Origin of the sequence: Salmonella sp. GDC200615, assembly GCF_050574145.1 — a bacterium.
GTDB lineage: Bacteria > Pseudomonadota > Gammaproteobacteria > Enterobacterales > Enterobacteriaceae > Salmonella > Salmonella enterica.
This window is the reverse complement of sequence record NZ_CP192247.1, coordinates 1,591,770-1,615,319: the sequence shown is the minus strand read 5'-3', so window position 1 is coordinate 1,615,319 and position 23,550 is coordinate 1,591,770. Positions and strand designations below refer to the sequence as shown.

The following is a 23,550-nucleotide window of genomic DNA, read 5'->3' as shown; positions in this document are numbered from 1 at the left end:
CCAGTCTCTGTCAGAAACGGTAATCCACCGCCATAAAGTAACGACGTCCGTCTTCGGTATAACCGTAGTCGTCGCGTTTGAGATCTTTATCGCCCACGTTCAGAACGCCCGCACGCAGTTTAACGTTTTTCGTCGCCTGCCATGCCGCGCCGGTATCCCAGACCACATACCCGCCCGGCGTTTTCGCTGTTGCGCTGTCGGCCCGCTTACGCCCGGTATACTTCCCTGATACGTAGAATGACCAGTCTTCGAGCTGCGCCGGTTTCCAGTCCAGCGTACCGTTCGCGGTGTGGAACGGCAGATCGGAAAGCAGCTTGTTCCCGCCATTACTGACGTCGCGTCCGTCGTTATAGGTGTAATTCAACGACAGTTTCCACGCCTCGTTAAACGGAACTTTCAACTCGGTTTCCACGCCCTGAATACGCGCTTTATTCACGTTGTAATAACGGAAGACCGGAACGCGCTGTCCCCGACTGTTGGTTTCGAAACCGACAAAGTTGGAATAGCCGGGCGCGGCGTTAACGTCAGGGGTACGACTAATGCTGATGCGATTGTCCACATCGTTACGGAACGTGGTAACGCTCGCTTCCACGCCCTCCAGTATGCCTTCTTCGCCCCGGTAATAAAGGCCGAGCTCCCAGCTTTCACTGGTTTCAGGTTTCAGATCCGGGCTACCGACAATGCGGCATCCGCCACGGCAGGAGTTGGTCGCCCAGTCCGGACTTAATTGCAATAGCGACGGCGCTTTAAAGGCCGTGGCCCACCCACCTTTCACCGTCAGGGTATCCGTTGCGTTATAGACCAGATAAGCACGCGGGCTCCAGTGATCGCCATAGGTTTCATGGTCATCCATACGAATACCGGTGGTCAGCGCCAGCGGTTCGAAGATGCGCCACTCATCTTCAAGGAACAGAGCATACTGGCTGGCGGAGGTTTTAGTACTGGAACCGCCGGTCAGGTTGACCGCATCGCTCAGTTTATCGTGACGCCATTCGCCGCCGAAGGTAAGGAACTGGTTGACAGCCGCTAACGGCAGAACGTATTTCCCGTCAATCGAATTGCTTTCTGACGTGATAGGGCTACTGTTGCCGGGGTTTTTGTTTTCCACTTTTTCGCCGTAGAATTTGAGCTCACTATTGCCGAGATCCCAACGTCCGTTATGGCTCAACGCATAGTTTTGCCGTTCCAGACGGTTTTTATCCAGCGAGTCGGAGTCCCGGTCCTGGCGATCAAAACCGTAGCCTGCGGTAACGTCATGATTTTCGTTTGGTGTCCAGGCAAACTCGACGTTTCCATCCCGGCTGGTAAATCCTTCAATGCGCGGCGTTTCACCCGTAGCGGTGGTGGCGGAACTCTGCTGCTCGTCTTTTTCGCGTTTCGCCAGGCTACCGTAGGCTTTCATTCCCAGCACGCCGTCGATCAGCGGACCGCTGGTAAAGAACTGACCGTTATAAGTATCGCCACGGTCGCGATGTTCCTGAATAGTGGAGTCAACCGTGACGCTGCCGTGCCATTTCTGACCAATTTTTTTGGTGATAATGTTGACCACGCCGTCCAGCGCATCGGAACCATACAGCGAGGACATGGGGCCACGCACCACTTCAATGCGTTCGATAGCGTCAACCGGTATCCAGTTCAGATCAAAATCATTATGGCGGAAGACCGCGTTACGGGAGTTAACGCGCTTACCGTCGATCAGGATCAGCGTATAACTGCTGTCCAGACCACGAATACTCACGCCTTTACGGTTATCCCCTTCGTTAGTGAGCTGTACGCCCGGCACCTCTTTCAGGACATCTTTCAGGTTTTGCACGGGCCTGCGCTGTAAATCTTGCTGGGTAATGACGCTGATACTTGCTGGCGCATCTTTCAGATTTTGTTCGATGGCGGACGCGGTAACGACCATGGTTTCACCATCATCCGTTGCCGCGGCAACCGGCCAGGCCAACGTAACTGCGGACATACAAAGCCCTACCCGAACGAAAGGGTTAAACCTAAACATTCCATTTCTCCATGAGGTAAATACGACAAAAAAATCGGTTATCGCTCACAACGCATTACGTTTCGCCTGCGATAACGGTTATCACGGCGAACTCTTTTTATGCAGGCGAGTCGGGCTCATGAGTGACGGTCGCGCCCGAATCTTCATCCTTTCTGATAGTAACGATAAAGCAAACGATAATAATTATCAATTTAATTGTTAATAATTATGTCATTTGAACCAATCATGAAGAAAAAACAAAAAACCCTCTCGAATGAGAGGGTTAGAAGAGTCAGATTCAGGCAGTCAGTGCCGGATAGCGGCATAAAAGCCTATCCGGCCTACGACGAAAATACCGCGTTACTTTTTAACGCGTTCCGGGAAGTGCATTTCGCTATAGCGCACGAAATGCGTACCTTTTATCAGCTTGTAGCCGAACCAGATAAGCAGGAACAGCGGAATACCGATATAGGTCGCCGCGACGCCGCCCCAGTCGATGGTATCTTTCAGGAACGCTTCATAGTTCTGCCCCAACGTAATAATCAGGCACAGTACAAAGGCGAAAATCGGCCCCAGCGGGAAGAGCCCGGAACGGTACGGCAAATCATTCACATCATACCCTTGTAACACGTAACCGAGACGGAAGCGATAATGGCTAATGGCAATCCCCAGCCAGGCGATGAAGCCCGTCATACCGGAGGTGTTCAACAGCCACAGATAGACCGTCTGGTTGCCAAACATTGAGGTCAAAAAGCAAAGACCGGCAATCACGGTGGTGGCATAAAGCGCATTGCGCGGTACGCCGCCGCGGGACAATTTCGCAAAAATACGCGGGGCCTTACCGTCACAGGCCAGGGTGTAGAGCATACGGGTCGAGGCATACATCCCGGAGTTACCCGCAGACAGTACCGCCGTCAGGATAACCGCATTCATTATCGCCGCCGCAGACAACAAGCCCGCATGCTGGAACACTAAGGTAAACGGACTGACGCTAATGTCTTTGACGTCGTTACGCAGCAGGTTTGGATCGGTATAAGGAATGATCAGGCTGATAATCAAAATCGCGAAAACATAAAACAGCAGAATACGCCAGAACACCTGACGCACCGCGCGTGGAATATTCTTCTCCGGGTTTTCAGATTCCCCGGCGGCAATACCAATCAGCTCAGTTCCCTGGAAAGAGAAGCCCACGATCATCGCGACGCCAATCATTGCCGCAAAACCGCCAGCGAAAGGCGCATCGCCCGTCGTCCAGTTGCTCCAGCCGACCGGCTCGACACCTTTAAAGATACCGATAATCATCGCTACGCCAACGATGATGAAGATAATAACGGTCGCGACTTTAATTAACGAGAACCAGTACTCCGCCTCGCCAAAACCGCGTACAGAAATGTAGTTCAGCAAGAAAATGACGCAGAGGAATAGCGCGCTCCAGATCCAGCCCGGCGTGTCCGGGAACCACCAGCCCATCACCAATTGCGCGGCAACCAGGTCAACAGCGATAGTCACCGCCCAGTTGTACCAGTAGTTCCAGCCCAGCGCGAAACCAAAGCCTTCTTCCACATAGTTCTGACCATATGTCGCAAACGAGCCAGATACTGGCATATAGGCCGCCAGCTCGCCAAGACTGGTCATCAGGAAGTAGACCATCAAACCAATCAGAATATAAGAAAACAGCGCGCTGCCTGGCCCCGCCTGAGAAATTGTCGCACCAGATGCAACGAAAAGACCTGTCCCGATGGAGCCGCCAATGGCAATCATCGTCAGGTGACGCGCCTTTAATTCGCGACGTAGCACGGGCGCTTCTGTGGTTTTAGTTTTGGAACCCATGTGAAAATGCTATCCATCCAAAAAATGAGGCGCGATTGTAACAGACGAAATACTATCCTTCCAACACAAATGCGCGGTTATAAGAGACCTTCATGACCGGCCACGGATTATAAGTAAAGCAGAGAATAACGTATACGTAAGCGGATACTAAAAATGGCGATGCCGCCCGGGCAGCCCTCCTCTTCACCTTTATTCACAGTAACTCAAAAAACGCTGCAACGCGTTAGAAAGATGTTTCTGCCGATGATGAACACGCCACAACGTGCGCACCAGGCGCGGTAACGGCACCGCGACTTCGCCCAGGGTTCCCGCCTGGAGTTGTTCAGCAATCACCCGGCGCGATAAACAGCTTATCCCCAGTCCATGACGCACCGCATGTTTGATCGCTTCTGAATTCCCCAACTCCATCGCCATATGAAAGCGCGGCAAATGCGACAACAGCAAATAATCGACAATTTCCCGCGTACCGGAACCGCGCTCGCGTAAAATCCATGGGGATGCCGCAAGCTGTTCCAGCGTCACCGGCCCCTGCGTCAGCGGCGAGGACGGCGCGGCAAAGACCACCAGCTCATCTTCCAGCCACGGCTCAGAGATAATCTCTGTACTGTGACACGGCCCTTCAATCAGGCCGATATCAACCCGAAAATCCAACACCGCGTTAATCACGTCCTGGCTGTTTCCCACGCTGAGTTCCAGCGGCAAGGCCGGATAATGCTGGCGATAGCGGGCAATCATGGCGGGTAAAATGTAATTGCCGATGGTGCTACTGGCATAAACCCGTATCGCGCCGTTATCTTCACGAAATAGCTGCTCAATTTCTACCGCTTGCTCCAGCAATGCCAGCGCGCGCGGGTATAACAAGCGCCCATGTTCGTTGACCACCAGCCGTTTCCCCACCCGATCAAACAACTGTACGCCGAGCTGACCTTCCAGATCGGTGAGCGCGGCGCTAACGGCGGACTGCGATAATGACAGCATGACCGACGCCTGGGTTGTTGAACCGCTTTTCAGTACTTCAGCAAACACTTCAAGTTGTCGTAGCGTAATATGCATAGTCGTATCCCACCGATAGCGTTTCACTTACCACTTATAAAGATTAATTATAAATATATAATCAATTTTATTTTTAAACCAGATCACCGTAACCTTATTGTCCATATACAGGAGAAGGTTATGACAGAACTCACCTTGCAGAATCATCGTCGTACAATGTGGCATTTTATACCGGGGCTCGCTCTGAGCGCCGTCATTACAGGAGTCGCCCTGTGGGGCGGCGCTATCCCTGCCGTTGCAGGCGCGGGGTTCAGCGCCCTGACCCTGGCTATCCTGCTGGGTATGGTTATCGGGAATACCGTCTATCCACAAATATGGAAACAATGCGACGGCGGCGTGCTGTTTGCAAAACAACATCTGCTGCGTTTAGGGATTATCCTTTACGGCTTCCGCCTTACCTTTTCACAAATCGCCGACGTGGGTATTAGCGGTATTGTGATTGACGTATTAACGCTTTCCAGCACGTTCATGCTGGCCTGCTTCTTAGGCCAAAAAGTCTTTGGTCTGGACAGGCATACCAGCTGGCTGATTGGCGCCGGTAGCAGTATCTGCGGCGCGGCGGCGGTACTGGCGACAGAACCGGTGGTAAAAGCGGAAGCCAGTAAGGTTACTGTAGCCGTCGCGACTGTCGTTATTTTCGGCACCATCGCTATTTTCCTTTACCCGGCAATGTATCCGCTGCTGGCGCACTGGTTCAGCCCGGAAACTTACGGCATCTATATCGGCTCAACCATGCATGAAGTCGCGCAAGTGGTCGCAGCGGGTCATGCCGTTAGCCCGGATGCGGAAAATGCGGCAGTTATCGCTAAGATGCTGCGTGTCATGATGCTGGCGCCGTTCCTGATCATTCTGGCGGCACGCGTTAAACAGCTTTCACCGGCGACCGGCGCGGAAAAAAGCAAAATTACCATTCCGTGGTTTGCTATTTTCTTCACCGTAGTGGCGATCTTCAACTCTTTCCACCTGCTGCCGAAAGCCGTGGTGGATATGCTGGTGACGCTGGACACAGTGCTGCTGGCGATGGCGATGGCGGCGTTGGGTCTGACCACTCACGTTAGCGCATTGAAAAAAGCGGGGGCGAAACCGCTGCTGATGGCGCTGGCACTATTCGCCTGGCTGATTATTGGCGGTGGCGCCATTAACGTCCTAATCCATAGCCTTATCGCATAAATTATTACGTTTCACGCCTGTTAACCCATTATCATAGCGTTCGTAATGAACCGTTAGCGGGTTTAACAGGAGTCTTTTATGAAATACATCGGAGCGCACGTCAGCGCTGCTGGCGGTCTGGCTAACGCCCCTGCCCGCGCGGCTGAAATTGGCGCAACGGCCTTTGCGCTTTTCACAAAAAACCAGCGTCAGTGGCGTGCCGCCCCCCTTACTCCCCAGGTCATTGATGACTTTAAAATCGCCTGTGAAAAGTATCATTTCTCGGCGGCGCAAATTCTTCCCCACGATAGTTACCTGATTAATCTGGGCCATCCGGTCAGTGAAGCGCTGGAAAAATCACGCGATGCCTTTCTCGATGAAATGCAGCGCTGTGAACAACTCGGCTTAACCTTGCTTAATTTTCATCCCGGTAGCCATCTGATGCAGATTGCACAGGAGGATTGCCTGGCGCGGATCGCGGAATCCATCAATATTGCCCTCGCGCAGACCGAGGGCGTTACGGCGGTTATCGAAAATACAGCCGGTCAGGGCAGTAATCTGGGGTTTGAGTTTGAACAGTTAGCCGCCATCATCGACGGCGTGGAAGATAAGTCGCGCGTTGGCGTCTGTATCGATACCTGCCATGCCTTTGCCGCCGGATACGATCTGCGTACGCCAGAGGCGTGCGAAAAAACATTCTCCGAATTCGGGAAAATTGTCGGATTTCAGTATTTGCGCGGAATGCACCTGAACGACGCCAAAAGCGCCTTCGGTAGCCGCGTTGACCGCCATCACAGTCTGGGTGAAGGCAATATCGGCCACGATGCGTTTCGTTGGATTATGCAGGATGGGCGTTTTGACGGTATTCCGCTGATACTGGAGACCATCAATCCTGATATCTGGGCGGAAGAGATTGCGTGGTTAAAAGCCCAGCAAATTGCCGAAGCGATGGCCTGACGCTCAATGTTCTTCAGGCAATAAAAAAGGCAGAGCGCGCTCTGCCTTTTTTAGCGTGTTTCTCTTATGCCGCTTTTGCCGCGACTTCCGTCTCCGGACGTTTCAGGACGGCATAAGCCAGTCCTGCCACCAGCGTACCGGCCACAATTGCCAGCAGGTATCCCAATACCGGCGTAATTGCGCCTGGGATAAGCAGAACAAACAGACCGCCATGCGGCGCCATCAATTTTGCGCCTACCGCCATAGAAATAGCCCCGGTCAACGCGCCGCCAACGATACAGCACGGCAGTACACGCATCGGGTCGCGCGCCGCAAACGGAATAGCGCCTTCAGTGATAAAGCACAGCCCCAGTACCAACGCCGCTTTACCGCCTTCCTGCTGCGCTTTGTCGAACTTACGACGCGCCACCATCGTTGCCAGACCCAGCGCTAACGGCGGTACCATACCTGCGGCCATGATCGCCGCCATCGGCGCGTAAGTTTGCGTACTCAGCAGACCAACGCCAAACGCATACGCCGCTTTGTTCACCGGGCCACCCATGTCGGTACACATCATCCCGCCGAGAATCGCGCCCAGCAGCACCGCGTTTGCGGTCCCCATGGTTTGCAGCCAGTGGGTGAGCCCTTCCAGAATCCCGGCAACCGGTTTACCGATCAGGTAAATCATCGCCAGCCCCACCACCAGACTGGAAATTAACGGGATGATCAGGATTGGCTTCAGCGCTTCCATACTTTGCGGAAGTTTCAGTTTGGTACTGATAAGCTTCGCCATATACCCGGCAAGGAAGCCGGCAATGATCCCGCCGATAAAACCAGAGCCGGTGCTAACCGCCATCATACCGCCAATCAGACCTGGCGTAAGGCCTGGGCGATCCGCGATGGAGAAAGCGATATAACCCGCCAGTACCGGCACCATCAGCGCAAACGCCGAACCGCCGCCAATCTGCATCAGCGCCGCCGCCAGCGTGTCCGGCACCTTAAAGGCTTCAATACCAAAGGCGAAGGAAAGCGCAATACACAGTCCCCCGGCAACCACCATAGGCAGCATGTAAGAAACGCCCGTCAACAGATGCCGGTATGCGCCAGCGCTCTCTTTCTTCCCTTCGGTCGCCGCTTGCGATGCCTTACCCGCCGGTTGATACGGCGTCGCTTCCGCTACGGCTTTATCCAGCTCCTGCGCCGTCTTTTTCAGCGCCAGGCCGGTCGACGTGCGGTACATCGGGAGACCGGCAAACTTCGCCAGATCCACTTCGATATCCGCCGCCACAATCACTAAATCCGCTTCCGCCACCTCTTCCGGGGTGATGGCATTGCCGGCCCCCACGGAGCCGCGCGTTTCGACTTTTACCCACCAGCCGCGTTTTTTCGCTTCTGTTTCAATGGCTTCAGCCGCCATAAAAGTATGGGCGACGCCGGTCGGGCAGGCCGTTACCGCGACCACGCGCTTCGGACCGCCGCTCGCCGCAGGAGCAGCCGCAGCAGGGGCGCTGTAAAGGGTCGCATGGCTTTTGGCTTCACTCAGAAACAGTTCCGGATGCGCGACGGCGCGACCAATATCCCCCAGCCAAACCTTTTTGCCGTTCAGAGCATTGTCGTTCGGCAGAGATTCGCCCAGCACGATCGCCAGCTCAGCATCATTCGGATTGTCGATAATTTCCAGATTTGCTTTATGCGCCGCCGCTCCAAGCAGGGTTTTCGCCATGTAAGCGCGAGCCTGGCCGAGATTAGCGTCAATTATCAGCAGCGTTTTCATTATGCCTCTCCTGCTGTCAGTTAAACGGTTGTAAGTCGACACGCGCCATCATTGCGGCCAACTGAGGACGATCGGTAATACCCACATTGCTCTGGCTGACCGCCAGCGCGGCAACCGCCGTCGCCAGACGCAGCGTATGTTCGCTGGACTCGCGCATCAGCAGGCCGTAAATCAATCCGCCAACCATGGAATCGCCTGCGCCGACGGTACTTACCACGTCAACTGCCGGTGGTTTAGCGATCCATTCTCCTGAGGCGTTAACCCACAGCGCGCCTTCCGCCCCCAGCGAAATCACCACATGAGCGATACCCTGTTCGCGTAACGCGTGCGCCGCATCAATTACATCTTTCATTTCCGGGAGCTTACGACCCGCCCAAATTTCCAGTTCGCGGCGATTCGGTTTCACCAGCCACGGCGCAGCTTTAAGACCGGCGACTAACGCTTCACGGCTACTATCAAAGATAATGCATGGACACTGGCTGCGCAGACGCGTCATCCAGTCGGTGAACGCTTCCGGACTCACGCCAGCCGGTAAGCTACCGCTGACGCAGACCATATCGAACTGGCCCAGCCAGCTCAGGGAGTCGTTAACAAAGCGTTCCCAGTCTGCGGGGGTCACGTCAAAGCCGGAAAAGTTGAAGTCGGTCACTTCGCCATCTTTTTCCGTCAGCTTCACGTTGATGCGGGTCCGGCCCTGAACCACCTGAAAGCGGTTAGCGATGCCCAGTTCGCTGAACAATTGCTGAAAACCGTCCTGGTTATCTTTACCGAGAAAACCGCCGACGGTGACGTCGATGCCTAAGTCTTTTAGCACCTTGGCAACGTTAATGCCTTTGCCCGCCGCGTGCAGACCCGTGGTTTTCACCAGGTTCACTTCGCCGCGTTCGATTTCAGGGCAAAACCCAACCAGATCGTAAGCCGGATTAAGGGTAATGGTGGCGACACGCCTGCTCATTATGCGCCCTCCCCGAGACCGGCGGCGATCGCATCGCCAATCGCTTTCAGCGCCTGTTCAGCATCTTCACCCTGCGCGGTAAAGCGCAGACGATGGCCTTTCTTCACGCCTAACGCCACCACTTTCATCAGACTACGTCCGTTTGCCGGTTTGCCGGTTCCATAAAGGTTTGTCACGGTAATTTCACTGTTAAATTGTTTAATCGTATTCACCAGCATGGTGCCCGGACGGGCATGGAGACCATGCTCATTACGCACTACAAATTCCGCGCTCAGTACGTCATCCGTCAGCGCATCATCACTGGTCAGCAACGCCAGCAGCGTCGCGGCGTCGGCGCTCAGCAGACGATCGGCTTTATTGTTCAGCAACAGGTCGCCGAGGCGTTTTAACACGGCAATCGGCTGCTCGTCGTTCATCGCGACAGTGACTAATAAGGCTGCTTTTTCACCCTCTACGTCAAACGCCTGGGTCGCACGGCTTACCGCAACAGCGCTGCGCAAATTGCCTTCCGCGCTGTCGTTCAGCCAGATGCCTTGTCCCAGATTCATCGGACTATCGTTAATCGTTTTTGCGACAAACGCCGCATCAACCGCTCCCGCCTCTTTCAGACGCTCCGCATTTAGCGCCTGCAATGTGACCAGCGAGCTGGCGATGACATCCAGCGTCATCGTCTCGTTATCAAGTTTTAATTGTTCACTTTGCTTCTCGCCCATCAGCAATGCGCGCAGCTCTTCCGCCGTTATCGCGGATTTCAGCTGTTCAGCCACGGAGTCATCGCTCAGCACATGCGTCAGCTGACGCAGCAGGCCGAGGTGTTCGTCCGAACTGGCGGCAATACCAATCGCCACGTAGGCGACCTGGCCTTCTCCCCAGGTAACGCCCTGCGGAAATTGAAAGACCTGAACGCCGGTTTTCAGCACCTGATCGCGCGTGTCTGTTGTGCCATGGGGAATCGCAATACCATTGCCAAGAAAGGTCGAGGTTTGCTGTTCGCGCGCCAGCATACCGTCAACATAGCCGCCCGCCACATTCCCCGCCTGCGCTAACGCGGCGGCGATTTGCCGAATGGCCTCTTCTTTATTTCCGGCCTGCTCGCCCGGATGAATGTCCTGAACCGATAACTGGAACATGTGTCTCCTCTCCCGCTGAATTGAAACGATTCAGCCACTATAAGAAAAAAAGCGCCAATCTGAGTTATCAAAAAAACCAGATCGCGCTGAAACGTTTCAAGAAGTCTGGATCTTTCTGCTTCAGCACGCAAGAAAAGTTACCGGTTTTGTAGCAATTTTTTGAGGTGAAGCACATTTTTTCTCCAACAGACCCTCAATAGCTGACGCATAAAAGGCTTCAGCTTTTTTCTTTCAGCTTGCGTCAGCACGCCCTGGTAACAAACTGGAATGCTATTTTGATTTTTCGTGTCGATTTTGATTCAGACGCCTGTTTATTTTCTGACGGGAAGCGTAAACTCCGCCTCTCTTCACACCACTGATATAGAAACATGCACAACAGTCCCGCCGCCGCTGCGCCTAAATCGTTTGACCTGACGTCTACCGCCTTTTTGATCGTCGCTTTTCTCACCAGTATTGCCGGTGCGCTACAGACGCCGACGCTCAGTATTTTTCTGACGGATGAGGTTCACGCCCGCCCCGGCATGGTGGGATTCTTTTTTACCGGCAGCGCGGTTATCGGCATTATCGTGAGCCAGTTTCTGGCCGGTCGCTCAGATAAAAAAGGCGATCGCAAAAAACTGATCGTTTTCTGTTGCGTGCTGGGCATGTTGGCCTGCGTGCTGTTTGCCTGGAACCGCAACTACTTTATTTTGCTGTTTATCGGCGTCTTTCTCAGTAGCTTCGGCTCTACCGCCAACCCGCAGATGTTTGCGCTCGCCCGTGAACATGCCGATCGTACAGGTCGTGAAGCGGTGATGTTCAGCTCAATCCTCCGCGCCCAAGTCTCATTGGCCTGGGTCATTGGGCCGCCGCTGGCCTATGCGCTGGCGATGGGTTTTAGCTTTACGGTGATGTATTTGAGCGCGGCGGTAGCTTTTATCGTCTGCGGCGTCATGGTGTGGTTCTTTTTACCGTCAATGCGCAAAGATGCGCCGCTGGCAACCGGCACGCTGGAAGCACCGCGTCGTAATCGCCGCGATACGCTGTTGCTGTTTGTCATCTGTACGTTAATGTGGGGAACTAACAGCCTGTATATCATTAATATGCCGCTGTTTATCATCAATGAGCTGCATCTTCCGGAAAAACTTGCAGGCGTGATGATGGGCACCGCCGCCGGGCTGGAGATTCCCACAATGCTGATTGCAGGTTACTTCGCCAAACGGTTGGGAAAACGCCTGTTAATGTGCATCGCCGTTGTCGCCGGACTGTGCTTTTATGCGGGGATGTTGCTGGCGCACGCGCCGGCAACGTTACTCGGCTTGCAGTTGCTGAACGCGATTTACATCGGCATTCTTGGCGGGATTGGCATGCTCTATTTTCAGGATCTCATGCCAGGCCAGGCGGGTTCAGCCACCACGCTGTATACCAATACCATTCGCGTCGGCTGGATCATTGCCGGTTCGCTGGCGGGAATCGCCGCAGAAATCTGGAATTATCATGCGGTCTTCTGGTTTGCGTTAGTCATGATTGTCGCCACCATGTTCTGCCTGGCGCGTATTAAAGATGTTTAACTTGCAAGCCTGATACTTTTACTCTTCGACACATTCAGCGCAGAGTTTATCCCTGCGCAATGTTCATGCGCGGTCATTCATTGTCTTTTTCTCAAAACGATATTCTGTAAGCGCCCTCCTACATAAAAGACCGGTTATTGAGAAAATTACGCCCATCAGTCCGCAAAGAACCAACACCAGCCGCATCTTATATTTTGGTGTGACAGCAACATCTATCACTTCAATGTTAGCATTATTTTTAACCGCCTCCGACAACAAGGATAGCTTTGCATATGTTTCCGTTTGTAACATATTTTTATGCACGCTATAACGTTTAATGTCACCATCATCGATATACCATGCCGCCATTTTATCGACACTATTTTTCAGGGTGGAAATAATATTATTGACGCTTTCTTCCCTCCCCTGCGCCTTAAAAAGAACAAGCTGATTTTTCGCGTCAAAACTTATTTTATTTTTATATTCCGCAGGCAAGAAACGGCTAAACTGGTTAAGGATAACCGTTGTTTTACATTGAATATCATTAGTATAGCCACATAACGCATAGGTAGCAGGCGTATCCAGATTAGGTTTGATTGTAATACTCACAACCTTTGTATCATGCTGCACGCTCACAAAAACATAGCCAATGGCGACAAAAATAAAGGTAACGATCACGATACTTAGCCATTTTCTTATAAGGAATAAGGAAACGTCGACTAAATCAATTTCACTATTTTCTCCCCGCATTTCACATCCCTTTTAAAACGCTAATAGTCAACCCGAATACTGAAATAACAAAAAGCAACACCAGCGTAAAAATAAACGCCCTGGCTGCGAACGTATATTTCTTCATAAGATAAAACCCACACATAAGAATTCGAGTATTTTAAAGGAAAATAACAACACATTCACACTGGTTATATCGATCGGTAAATACATCAATGATAGATATAAACTATCAAATTCATTATATTGATCGTTATAAATAATTAAAATCGATCAAAATTCCTCTTTTTTAATAGATAAAAACTATCATATAAATAAAATTGATCGTTTTTGTTTTATGTGACGGTTTGTTCGGTACACGTTCAGGCACCAACGGGGTTGAGCGGCGGCATCTACCGCTTCAGAAGCCACGAAATAAGGGAAGCATGTATTACGCTATTTAATGGTAAAAGGAGGTAATTTGATGCGCAGCTTTTGCAGACTATTTCGGGATATAACGTAAGCCCCTGCACATTTATCAAAAGCGGCTTAGATCATGGTAAGGTTTTCTGTTCGAGTTCCAGCAAATAAATAATGGCCTCTTCCCGGGTCGTTAAACACATGTCCCCTGTCGGTTGCAAACCAGAGCACACTTTTGGGCGTAAAGGCGAGCCAAAGATAAGGCACAAGTTATCTTCCGAAAGCTGCACGCATCTGGTATTCATCGGCTTGCCATTCGGCATTCCGGGTATCGGCGACGAAATTGAAGGCGCAATACAGCAAGCACCACAACCGCTACGACAGTCCATGCTCAGCCCCTCTATTTATAACCAAATGAAAGATAACAGAATTTGTCCAAAGAAAAATCCAGATTTAAAATGTGGACGTCATCATGATCAGACCTGCCCTCAGACATTCCGAAGACAAGGCTGGAAACAGAAGGGACAACACAGCACACTTCCCCCCTCCGGGCGACATGCCATCGCCTATTCTCGTTGAACGCGGAGCGGAAAGCGGGCGAACAGTATCACCTTTTTTGCACCAGCAAAAGTGACAATTCCACTTGCCTGGATGGCCCGGCGCGAGTAGTTTTACGCGATATTTTAGATAATCTCTACAACAGGATCTCCTCGATGCCAAGAGCGAACGAAATCAAAAAAGGTATGGTACTGAACTACAACGGCAAATTGCTGATTGTGAAAGATATCGACATTCAGTCGCCTACCGCCCGTGGCGCCGCCACACTGTATAAAATGCGTTTTTCCGATGTCCGCACCGGTCTGAAAGTGGAAGAACGTTTCAAAGGCGACGATATCGTTGATACCGTCACCCTGAGCCGTCGCGGCGTTGACTTTTCTTATGTCGATGGCAACGAATATGTGTTCATGGATAAAGAAGACTATACGCCGTATACCTTCACCAAAGATCAGATTGAAGAAGAGTTGCTGTTTATGCCTGAAGGCGGAATGCCGGATATGCAGGTTCTGACCTGGGACGGCCAACTGCTGGCGCTAGAGCTTCCGCAGACCGTGGATCTGGAAATCGTCGAAACCGCGCCGGGTATTAAAGGAGCGTCCGCCAGCGCACGTAACAAACCCGCGACATTAAGCACCGGTCTCGTGATTCAGGTTCCCGAATACCTGAGCGCAGGAGAGAAAATCCGCATTCATATCGAAGAGCGCCGTTATATGGGGCGCGCGGATTAAGTTTCACATTTTTCGGCTGCGCCCCAGGGCGCAGTCTGCCCCTTTTATTTATTGACTGTTCTGCACCAGGCAAGAGAAACGTTAAAAATTTAACATTTTCTGCTCTTAAGATGGCAGAAGCACGACTTCGTCAACTCAGCACTTCTCTTTTTCACGTTTATTCGCCAGGATTATTAAAAGTTGTTATGTTGTATCAATATTCTGGAGCTGACGTGACCAAAACCAATCTTATTACTGGATTTCTCGGTAGCGGAAAAACCACCTCTATCCTTCATTTATTAGCTCATAAAGATCCGGCTGAAAAGTGGGCCGTCCTGGTTAATGAATTTGGTGAAGTGGGTATTGACGGCGCGCTGCTTGCCGACAGCGGCGCACTGCTAAAAGAGATCCCCGGCGGCTGCATGTGCTGCGTCAATGGATTGCCTATGCAGGTGGGGCTCAACACGCTGCTGCGCCAGGGCAAACCTGACCGGTTGCTGATTGAACCAACCGGACTGGGGCACCCAAAACAGATTCTGGATTTATTAACTGCGCCGGTTTATGAGCCTTGGATTGATTTACGCGCTACGCTCTGCATCCTTGACCCTCGCCTGCTACTGGACCAACAGAACGTCGCCAATGAAAATTTCCGCGATCAGCTCGCCTCAGCCGATATTATCATCGCCAATAAGACCGATCGCGCCACGGCGCAGAGCGATGCCGCTCTGCAACAGTGGTGGCGACAGTACGGCGGCGATCGTCAACTGATTCATGCCGAACATGGACAGATAGACGGTAAGCTTCTGGATTTACCGCGACAAAATCTGGCGGAACTGCCGGCCAGCGCCGCGCATTCTCACACTCATGCCAGTAAAAAAGGACTCGCCGCGCTAAATCTGCCCGCCCAGCAGCGCTGGCGACGCAGCCTTAATAGCGGACAGGGTCATCAGGCCTGCGGCTGGATTTTCGATGCCGATACCGTGTTTGACACCATTGGCCTCCTCGAATGGGCTCGTCTGGCGCCGGTGGGCCGGGTGAAAGGCGTTATGCACATACAAGAGGGGCTGGTACGCATCAATCGCCAGGGCGATGACCTGCACATCGAAACACAGAGTGTCGCGCCGCCGGATAGCCGGGTTGAACTTATCTCAAACACAGAAACCGACTGGAATACGTTACAGACGGCCTTGTTGAAGCTTCGTTTAGCGACGCACGCGTAAGGTTGCCACCGTTTAAAAACTATGGCGAAATGACGATGAAAACCCGCTATTCCTTGATAATTCTGCTTAATGCCGCCGGTCTGGCGCTGTTTTTGTCATGGTATCTTCCCGTCAATCACGGTTTCTGGTTCACCATTGATTCCGGCATATTCCACTTCTTTAACCAGAAACTGGTGGAAAGCCACGCGTTCCTCTGGTGGGTCGCTATTACCAATAATCGGGCGTTTGACGGCTGTTCGCTGCTGGCGATGGGCGGACTGATGCTCAGTTTCTGGCTAAAAGAAGACGCGTCGGGCCGGCGGCGCATTGTGATAATCGGATTGGTCATGCTGCTAACAGCGGTGGTGCTTAACCAACTCGGTCAGGCGCTGATCCCCGTCAAGCGCGCCAGCCCAACGCTCTCTTTTGAGCATATTTATCGCGTCAGCGAGTTGCTGCACATCCCGACAAAAGACGCGTCAAAAGACAGTTTCCCAGGCGATCACGGTATATCGCCCTTATTATATTTGTGGTTTTCGCGTTTCCGCGCGTTATGATTGGCGCTCACTGGTTCACCGATATTGTGGTCGGGTCGCTCACGGTTATTTTGATTGGCCTCCCCTGGTGGCTGATGACCCCGCTCAGCGACCGGGCGATAGCGCTTTTTGAGAATTATCTCCCGGGCGGAAATAAACAAATTTTAAACAAATAACCCATGTAATTAACATTACCTTCAGCGATAGTTTTACATCGTTGAAGGTAATTTATGATGATATTCCCCCAGCCCATCATTTTTCGGTCATATTATTCCTCTGCAAAATGAACAGGTTGCACGATTTTTAAACGATTTGCGCTTAATTTGACCCGTGCTGATAGCTCACTTTTCGTATCATAAATTCTTATAAAAAATCACGCGAAATCGCTCGCAATGACAGCAACAATCGGGTAATCTCAAACTCGTTTTGCCTCGCCAGATAATTATTCTCATTGCGAATAAATTTGTGCGTTCCGCCACAGATTTGTGCACAAAGAATTGTCTCAAGCTGTGCAGGTAATTAGTCTCATCACGTTTGGCATTTTTATAACGATATTTATCGTTAAGGACTTCAAGGGAAAACAAACAACATGGTCAAATCTCAACCGATTTTGAGATATATTTTGCGCGGGATTCCTGCGATTGCAGTTGCGGTTCTGCTTTCTGCTTGTAGCACAACCACCAATACCGCAAAGAATATGCATTCTGAGACGCATGCTGTGGGCAATAGCGATAGCTCTTCACTGCAAGCCTCTCAGGATGAATTTGAAAATATGGTGCGTAACCTCGACGTTAAGTCGCGGATTATGGATCAGTATGCTGACTGGAAAGGCGTGCGTTACCGCCTGGGCGGCAGTACCAAGAAAGGCGTCGACTGTTCCAGCTTTGTACAGCGCACCTTCCGTGAACAGTTTGGTTTAGAGCTTCCGCGTTCAACCTATGAACAGCAGGAAATGGGCAAAGCAGTTTCACGCAATAACCTGCGTACGGGCGATCTGGTTCTGTTCCGCGCCGGTTCCACTGGTCGTCATGTCGGTATTTATATCGGCAATAACCAGTTTGTCCATGCGTCTACCAGTAGCGGCGTCATTATCTCCAGTATGAACGAACCGTACTGGAAAAAACGCTACAATGAAGCGCGTCGAGTTCTGAGCCGCAGTTAATCTTCATCAGGCAGCACCTCCCTTGGCTTACCTGATGAGACGACATAAAAAGCACTGCTTCGGCAGTGCTTTTGCTTATTATCCCTTCTGAACCCGTTTTACCGAATAGCGACGTGTCGCCTCTTATCCAGCCTACAACACACGAACATAGGCCTGATAAACATAGCGCCATCAGACATTCAGGTCGTTTCCGCCAACGACTACTGCGACAATACGCTTTCCTGCGCATCACAGAAAAGCATGACTATCCGGGGTAATCCAGGCTATAGTCTTATAAATCAACCAGTTTAACCGGCATCCGCCTTTTCAGGTCACACCAGGAATTATGCTTACACGCGACTCCTCTTCCGGTCGGAAAATCCTGCTTACCTGTATCATTACGGGGATAGCGGCAGCATTACTTATTGGTAGCCTGCAATTTTTCCTGTCGTGGCATAAACGGGATGTTAAATACAATACGCTCCTTTCTGATGTACAACATTACCTGGCCAGCTATTTCGCCGACCTGAAAGCCACCACCGATATTCTTCAGCCGTTGACGATCAACACCTGTCAGCAGGTTGGCGCAGAACTCACCTCAAGAGCCGCTTTTAGCCTTAATGTCCGCGCCTTCTTATTGATTAAAGATAAAAAAGTGTTCTGCTCTTCCGCCACTGGCGCCATGAATATGCCGCTTCAGCAACTGGTACCGGATATAGATATCCGCAAAGACGTTGCTATGGCGATTCTGCCCGGCACGCCAATGATGCCCAACAAACCGACAATGGTGATTTGGTATCGAAACCCATTATTAAATGACAGCGGCGTATTCACATCGCTGAATATTAACCTGACGCCCTACTTACTCTATACCACGCGCCAGGATGATTTTAACGGCATCGCGCTGATTGTCGGCAATACCGCGCTGTCGACCTTTTCTTCGCGTCTGCTGACCGTCGCGGAGCTGCCGGGCACGCCTTCACGACAGGCAACTATCAACGGCCTGCCGCTTAAAATACAGCTTTATGCCGATAGCTGGACCTACAATGACTTGTGGTATGCGTTGATGCTGGGCTGCATTAGCGGCATCGTAGCGGGGTTTATCTGTTACTTTATCTATGCCCTCCGGACGCGACCGGGCAAAGAGATTTTAACGGCGATCAAACACGAGCAGTTTTATGTGGTTTATCAGCCCGTCGTCGATACTCGTACGCTGAGCGTCACCGGGCTTGAAGTCTTACTGCGCTGGCGTCACCCTACGGCAGGAGAGATTCCGCCGGATGCCTTTATCCACTATGCCGAAGCGCAGCAACTTATCGTACCGTTAACGCAGCATCTGTTCGAGCTGATCGCCCGCGACGCGCCCACGTTACAGAAGGTGATGCCCGTCGGTGCCAAATTTGGCATTAACATCGCGCCGGAACATCTGCACAGCGACAGTTTTAAAGAGGATATGCACCGGCTCAGGGACGCCCTGCCCGCGCACCATTTTCATATCGTGCTGGAAATCACTGAACGCGATATGCTCCAGCAGTATGAAGCGGCCAAACTGTTCGAATGGCTGCATTCCGCCGGGTTTGAAATCGCTATAGATGATTTCGGTACAGGCCATAGCGCCCTGATTTATCTGGAGCGATTTACTTTAGATTATCTGAAAATCGATCGCGGTTTTATCCAGGCGATCGGCACGGAAACCGTCACGTCTCCGGTTCTGGATACCGTGCTGACGCTCTCCAGACGCCTGAATATGCTGACGGTGGCCGAGGGCGTTGAAACGCCGGAGCAGGCCCGTTGGCTACGCGATCACGGTGTTAATTACTTGCAGGGGTACTGGATTAGTCGTCCTTTACCCCTACAAGATTTCGTGCTGTGGATGTCGGCGCCTTCTGTGCCTGAATGGTAGCCCCCTTACGGTTTTAACGGATTCACATCAGACGCAACGTCACTTATTATTCAGCGAAACGCCTGCCGGTTTGCAGCGGGCAATACGATAAGGAAACCGCCTTCAGATGATTGCGCGCGTAATGCTTCTGCTTGTCGCACTGGTTAGCGCTGGCGCCCAGGCCCAGGAAATCAAAGAAAGCTACGCTTTCGCCGTACTCGGCGAACCTAAGTATGCTTTTAACTTTGATCACTTTGATTATGTGAATCCTGCTGCGCCGAAAGGCGGTCAGATGACGCTTTCCGCCATTGGTACGTTCGATAATTTCAATCGCTATTCGCTGCGCGGCAATCCCGGCGTACGTACCGAAGCCCTTTACGATACGCTTTTTACCACCTCGGATGATGAACCCGGAAGCTATTACCCGCTGATTGCCGACCATGCCCGCTATGCCGCCGACTATTCCTGGGTGGAAATCTCGATTAATCCCCGCGCTCGTTTTCACGATGGCACGCCCATTACCGCCCGCGATGTGGCCTTTACCTTTCATAAGTTTATGACCGAAGGCGTACCGCAGTTCCGTCTGGTCTATAAAGGTACTACCGTGAAGGCGATTGCGCCTTTAACCGTGCGAATTGAGCTGGCGAAGCCTGGTAAAGAAGACATGCTTAGTCTGTTTTCATTACCGATCATGCCCGAAAAATTCTGGAAAAATCACAAGCTCAGCGATCCGCTTTCAACTCCGCCCTTAGCCAGCGGCCCATACCGGATTACTCAGTGGAAAATGGGCCAGTACATTGTCTATTCACGCGTCAAAAACTACTGGGCGGCTAATCTGCCGGTCAATCGTGGACGTTTTAACCTCGACACTATCCGCTACGATTACTACCTTGATGACAATGTCGCTTTCGAGGCGTTTAAAGCGGGCGCATTTGATCTACGGCTGGAAAACGACGCTAAAAACTGGGCAACGCGCTACATCGGTAAAAATTTCGATAATCATTACATCATTAAAGAAGAGCAGAAAAACGAGTCGGCGCAGGACACACGCTGGCTGGCCTTTAACATTCAGCGCCCGGTATTTAAAGACCGGCGGGTACGTGAAGCTGTCACCCTGGCCTTCGATTTTGAGTGGATGAATAAAGCGCTGTTCTATAATGCCTGCAGCCGAACCAACAGTTACTTCCAGAATACCGAGTACGCCGCCAGAAATTACCCTGACGCCGATGAGCTGGTATTACTCGCGCCGATGAAAAAAGATCTTCCTCCTGAAGTCTTCACTCAGATCTATCAGCCGCCGGTCTCTAACGGCGACGGCTACGATCGCGAAAATCTTCTTAAAGCTGACGCCTTGTTGACGCAGGCCGGATGGGTGATCAACGGACAGCAACGGGTCAATAGCGTCACCGGTAAGCCTCTGACGTTTGAACTTCTCCTTCCTGCCAGCAGTAATAGCCAGTGGGTTCTGCCCTTCCAGCATAATCTTCAGCGTCTGGGCATTACGATGACTATCCGTCAGGTTGATAATTCTCAGCTCACCAACCGGATGCGCAGCCGCGACTATGACATGATGCCGAGGCTATGGCGGGCGATGCCCTGGCCCAGCTCCGATCTACAAATCTCATGGGCGTCGGAATACATTGACTCCAGTTATAACGCTCCCGGCGTACAAAGCCCGGTGGTGGATAAACTGATCGCGCAAATTATCGCAGCGCAGGGTGATAAAGCGAAACTGGTGCCACTGGGACGGGCGCTGGATCGCGTGCTGACCTGGAACTATTACATGCTGCCGATGTGGTATATGGCGCAAGACAGGCTCGCCTGGTGGGATAAATTCTCCCATCCGGCGATTCGCCCGGTATATACCATCGGGTTAGATACCTGGTGGTATGATGTCAACAAAGCCGCCAAACTACCGGCAGCCAGGAGGTAGTAAGAATCAATGGGCGCCTATCTTATCCGCCGTCTGTTACTGGTGATCCCCACGCTATGGGCCATTATTACCATTAACTTTTTTATCGTGCAGATCGCTCCCGGCGGCCCTGTCGATCAGGCGATTGCCGCGATTGAATTTGGCCAGGGCGGCGCGTTGCCCGGCGCCAGCGGCGAAGGCGTTCGCGCCAGTCATGCGCAAACCGGCGTCGGCAATATCAGCGACAGCCATTATCGCGGCGGCCGGGGACTCGATCCGGAGGTGATCGCGGAGATCACCCATCGCTACGGCTTCGACAAACCGCTGCATGAGCGTTATTTCAAGATGCTACGGGACTATCTCTCTTTTGACTTCGGCGACAGTCTGTTTCGCAGCGCATCCGTACTGACGCTAATCAAAGACAGCCTTCCCGTCTCCATTACCCTGGGATTATGGAGCACGCTGATTATTTATCTGGTGTCTATCCCGCTGGGGATTCGCAAAGCCGTCCATAACGGCAGTCGCTTTGATGTGTGGAGCAGCGCGTTTATCATTATTGGTTATGCGATCCCCGCCTTTCTGTTTGCTATTTTATTAATCGTCTTTTTTGCCGGCGGCAGCTACTACGATATTTTTCCGCTACGTGGCCTGGTCTCCGCCAACTTTGACACATTACCGTGGTACCAGAAAATCACCGATTATTTGTGGCATATTACGCTGCCGGTGTTGGCGACCGTCATCGGCGGTTTTGCCGCCCTGACGATGCTGACGAAAAATTCGTTTCTCGACGAGGTGCGTAAACAGTATGTCGTTACCGCTCGCGCGAAAGGCGTGAGTGAAAAAAACATTCTCTGGAAACATGTTTTTCGTAACGCCATGCTGCTGGTGATCGCCGGGTTTCCCGCCACTTTTATCAGTATGTTTTTCACCGGCTCGTTGCTAATTGAAGTCATGTTCTCGCTCAACGGCCTGGGGCTGCTGGGTTATGAAGCAACCGTTTCGCGCGACTATCCGGTGATGTTCGGTACGCTTTATATCTTTACCCTGATTGGCTTATTACTGAATATCCTGAGCGATATCAGCTATACGCTGGTCGATCCACGCATTGATTTTGAGGGACGATAATGCCGCGATTAAGCCCGGTCAATCAGGCCCGCTGGGCGCGTTTCCGCCATAATCGCCGGGGCTACTGGTCACTATGGATTTTCCTGGTCGTGTTCAGCCTGAGCTTATGCGCGGAACTGATTGCTAACGATAAGCCATTGCTGGTGCGCTATGAAGGCCAGTGGTATTTTCCGCTGGTAAAAAATTACAGCGAGCGCGATTTCGGCGGCCCGCTGGCGACAACGGCAGATTATCAGGACCCCTGGCTACAACGGCAACTTGAGAATCGGGGCTGGGTGTTGTGGGCCCCCGTACGCTTTGGCGCCAATACCATTAATTTTGCCACCACGCAGCCTTTCCCCTCCCCGCCTTCGGCGAAAAACTGGCTGGGCACCGATGCGAATGGCGGCGACGTTTTCGCCCGCATCCTGTACGGCACCCGCATTTCTATTTTATTCGGCCTGATGTTAACGATTTGCTCCAGCGTCATGGGCGTACTGGCGGGCGCGCTACAGGGCTATTATGGCGGCAAAGTCGATTTATGGGGGCAACGTCTCATCGAAGTCTGGTCGGGGATGCCGACCCTGTTTCTGATTATTTTACTTTCCAGCGTAGTGCAGCCTAACTTCTGGTGGCTGCTGGCCATAACCGTGTTGTTTGGCTGGATGAGTCTGGTGGGCGTAGTGCGCGCCGAGTTTTTACGGACCCGCAATTTTGACTATATCCGCGCCGCGCAGGCGCTTGGCGTCAGCGATCGTGACATTATCCTGCGCCATATGTTGCCTAATGCGATGGTCGCTACCCTGACATTTTTACCGTTCATTTTATGTAGCTCCATCACCACCCTGACGTCGCTGGATTTTCTGGGATTCGGTCTGCCGCTTGGCTCCCCTTCTCTCGGCGAACTTCTTTTACAGGGGAAAAACAACTTACAGGCTCCCTGGCTGGGGATCGCCGCCTTTCTGTCTGTCGCCATTCTGCTATCGCTGCTGATTTTTATCGGCGAAGCGGTACGCGACGCCTTTGATCCTGCTAAGGCGGTATAA

At 52.0% G+C, this 23,550-nt stretch carries 19 protein-coding genes and 1 pseudogene; 11 read left to right on the top strand and 9 right to left on the bottom strand.

The window, feature by feature from the left end; all coding sequences use genetic code 11:
* Positions 1 to 10: 10 nt before the first annotated feature.
* The 3 genes from cirA to yieE all read right to left on the bottom strand — a co-directional run bounded on the left by cirA (position 11) and on the right by yieE (position 4,864).
* On the bottom strand, positions 11 to 2,002 hold the full coding sequence (gene cirA / locus ACQ29O_RS07485) for a catecholate siderophore receptor CirA (protein ID WP_000488241.1): 1,992 nt from the start codon (positions 2,000 to 2,002) through the stop codon (positions 11 to 13).
* A 339-nt stretch (positions 2,003 to 2,341) separates the two neighbouring features.
* Entirely contained in the window at positions 2,342 to 3,811 is a 1,470-nt protein-coding gene (locus tag ACQ29O_RS07480) for an amino acid permease (protein WP_020936896.1), read from the bottom strand.
* A 189-nt stretch (positions 3,812 to 4,000) separates the two neighbouring features.
* Positions 4,001 to 4,864, bottom strand: coding sequence for a DNA-binding transcriptional regulator YeiE (gene yieE / locus ACQ29O_RS07475; protein ID WP_000548316.1), 864 nt, complete (start codon positions 4,862 to 4,864; stop codon positions 4,001 to 4,003).
* Positions 4,865 to 4,984: 120 nt separating this feature from the next.
* Here yieE and ACQ29O_RS07470 point away from each other — a divergent pair, with 120 nt between their 5' ends.
* Both ACQ29O_RS07470 and nfo read left to right on the top strand, forming a co-directional pair.
* Positions 4,985 to 6,034, top strand: coding sequence for a YeiH family protein (locus ACQ29O_RS07470; protein WP_020936895.1), 1,050 nt, complete (start codon positions 4,985 to 4,987; stop codon positions 6,032 to 6,034).
* Between the two features lie 78 nt (positions 6,035 to 6,112).
* Positions 6,113 to 6,970 (top strand): deoxyribonuclease IV, encoded by an 858-nt coding sequence (gene nfo / locus ACQ29O_RS07465; RefSeq protein WP_000873915.1) that lies wholly within the window; start codon positions 6,113 to 6,115, stop codon positions 6,968 to 6,970.
* Positions 6,971 to 7,034: 64 nt separating this feature from the next.
* Here the strand turns inward: nfo and fruA are convergent, their stop codons facing one another.
* Genes fruA through fruB form a run of 3 tightly spaced genes read right to left on the bottom strand, consistent with a single transcriptional unit; the run spans position 7,035 to position 10,808 of the window.
* The gene (gene fruA / locus ACQ29O_RS07460; protein ID WP_000854397.1) at positions 7,035 to 8,723 is read right to left on the bottom strand and encodes a PTS fructose transporter subunit IIBC; all 1,689 of its coding nucleotides are present in this window, start codon (positions 8,721 to 8,723) and stop codon (positions 7,035 to 7,037) included.
* A 16-nt stretch (positions 8,724 to 8,739) separates the two neighbouring features.
* Positions 8,740 to 9,678, bottom strand: coding sequence for a 1-phosphofructokinase (fruK, locus tag ACQ29O_RS07455; RefSeq protein WP_000091249.1), 939 nt, complete (start codon positions 9,676 to 9,678; stop codon positions 8,740 to 8,742).
* A complete protein-coding gene (gene fruB / locus ACQ29O_RS07450) occupies positions 9,678 to 10,808 on the bottom strand; it encodes a fused PTS fructose transporter subunit IIA/HPr protein (RefSeq protein WP_020936893.1) in 1,131 nt (376 codons plus the stop codon). Before fruB ends, fruK begins: the two co-directional genes overlap by 1 nt.
* A gap of 368 nt (positions 10,809 to 11,176) precedes the next feature.
* On the opposite strand from fruB, the gene setB reads away from it, so the two are divergent.
* Complete coding sequence (gene setB, locus ACQ29O_RS07445; protein ID WP_253336254.1) at positions 11,177 to 12,358, top strand: sugar efflux transporter SetB; 1,182 nt, start codon at positions 11,177 to 11,179, stop codon at positions 12,356 to 12,358.
* Positions 12,359 to 12,421: 63 nt separating this feature from the next.
* Here setB and ACQ29O_RS07440 read toward each other — a convergent pair whose 3' ends face one another.
* From ACQ29O_RS07440 to ACQ29O_RS07430, 3 genes are all read right to left on the bottom strand, one after another.
* Positions 12,422 to 13,087, bottom strand: a complete 666-nt coding sequence (locus ACQ29O_RS07440) for a GNVR domain-containing protein (RefSeq protein WP_001213897.1) — start codon at positions 13,085 to 13,087, stop codon at positions 12,422 to 12,424.
* A 1-nt stretch (position 13,088) separates the two neighbouring features.
* A complete protein-coding gene (locus ACQ29O_RS07435) occupies positions 13,089 to 13,211 on the bottom strand; it encodes a membrane protein (RefSeq protein WP_001519564.1) in 123 nt (40 codons plus the stop codon).
* A gap of 388 nt (positions 13,212 to 13,599) precedes the next feature.
* A complete protein-coding gene (locus ACQ29O_RS07430; RefSeq protein ID WP_001523448.1) occupies positions 13,600 to 13,854 on the bottom strand; it encodes a YkgJ family cysteine cluster protein in 255 nt (84 codons plus the stop codon).
* Between the two features lie 324 nt (positions 13,855 to 14,178).
* Here ACQ29O_RS07430 and yeiP point away from each other — a divergent pair, with 324 nt between their 5' ends.
* The 8 genes and pseudogenes from yeiP (at position 14,179) to ACQ29O_RS07390 (ending at position 23,550) form a co-directional block, all read left to right on the top strand.
* Entirely contained in the window at positions 14,179 to 14,751 is a 573-nt protein-coding gene (gene yeiP, locus ACQ29O_RS07425; RefSeq protein WP_001136822.1) for an elongation factor P-like protein YeiP, read from the top strand.
* Positions 14,752 to 14,963: 212 nt separating this feature from the next.
* Positions 14,964 to 15,950, top strand: coding sequence for a CobW family GTP-binding protein (locus ACQ29O_RS07420; protein ID WP_020936892.1), 987 nt, complete (start codon positions 14,964 to 14,966; stop codon positions 15,948 to 15,950).
* A 29-nt stretch (positions 15,951 to 15,979) separates the two neighbouring features.
* Positions 15,980 to 16,641: pseudogene (locus ACQ29O_RS07415) on the top strand (hypothetical protein).
* A gap of 413 nt (positions 16,642 to 17,054) precedes the next feature.
* A complete protein-coding gene (gene mepS, locus ACQ29O_RS07410) occupies positions 17,055 to 17,627 on the top strand; it encodes a bifunctional murein DD-endopeptidase/murein LD-carboxypeptidase (RefSeq protein WP_000241015.1) in 573 nt (190 codons plus the stop codon).
* 325 nt (positions 17,628 to 17,952) lie between these two features.
* Positions 17,953 to 19,509, top strand: a complete 1,557-nt coding sequence (locus tag ACQ29O_RS07405; RefSeq protein ID WP_000957752.1) for a cyclic di-GMP phosphodiesterase — start codon at positions 17,953 to 17,955, stop codon at positions 19,507 to 19,509.
* A 106-nt stretch (positions 19,510 to 19,615) separates the two neighbouring features.
* Positions 19,616 to 21,421 (top strand): extracellular solute-binding protein, encoded by a 1,806-nt coding sequence (locus tag ACQ29O_RS07400; protein ID WP_000561739.1) that lies wholly within the window; start codon positions 19,616 to 19,618, stop codon positions 21,419 to 21,421.
* Between the two features lie 9 nt (positions 21,422 to 21,430).
* On the top strand, positions 21,431 to 22,525 hold the full coding sequence (locus ACQ29O_RS07395) for a microcin C ABC transporter permease YejB (protein ID WP_000501623.1): 1,095 nt from the start codon (positions 21,431 to 21,433) through the stop codon (positions 22,523 to 22,525).
* Entirely contained in the window at positions 22,525 to 23,550 is a 1,026-nt protein-coding gene (locus ACQ29O_RS07390; RefSeq protein WP_001137761.1) for an ABC transporter permease, read from the top strand. The genes ACQ29O_RS07395 and ACQ29O_RS07390 overlap by 1 nt, the downstream gene beginning before the upstream one ends.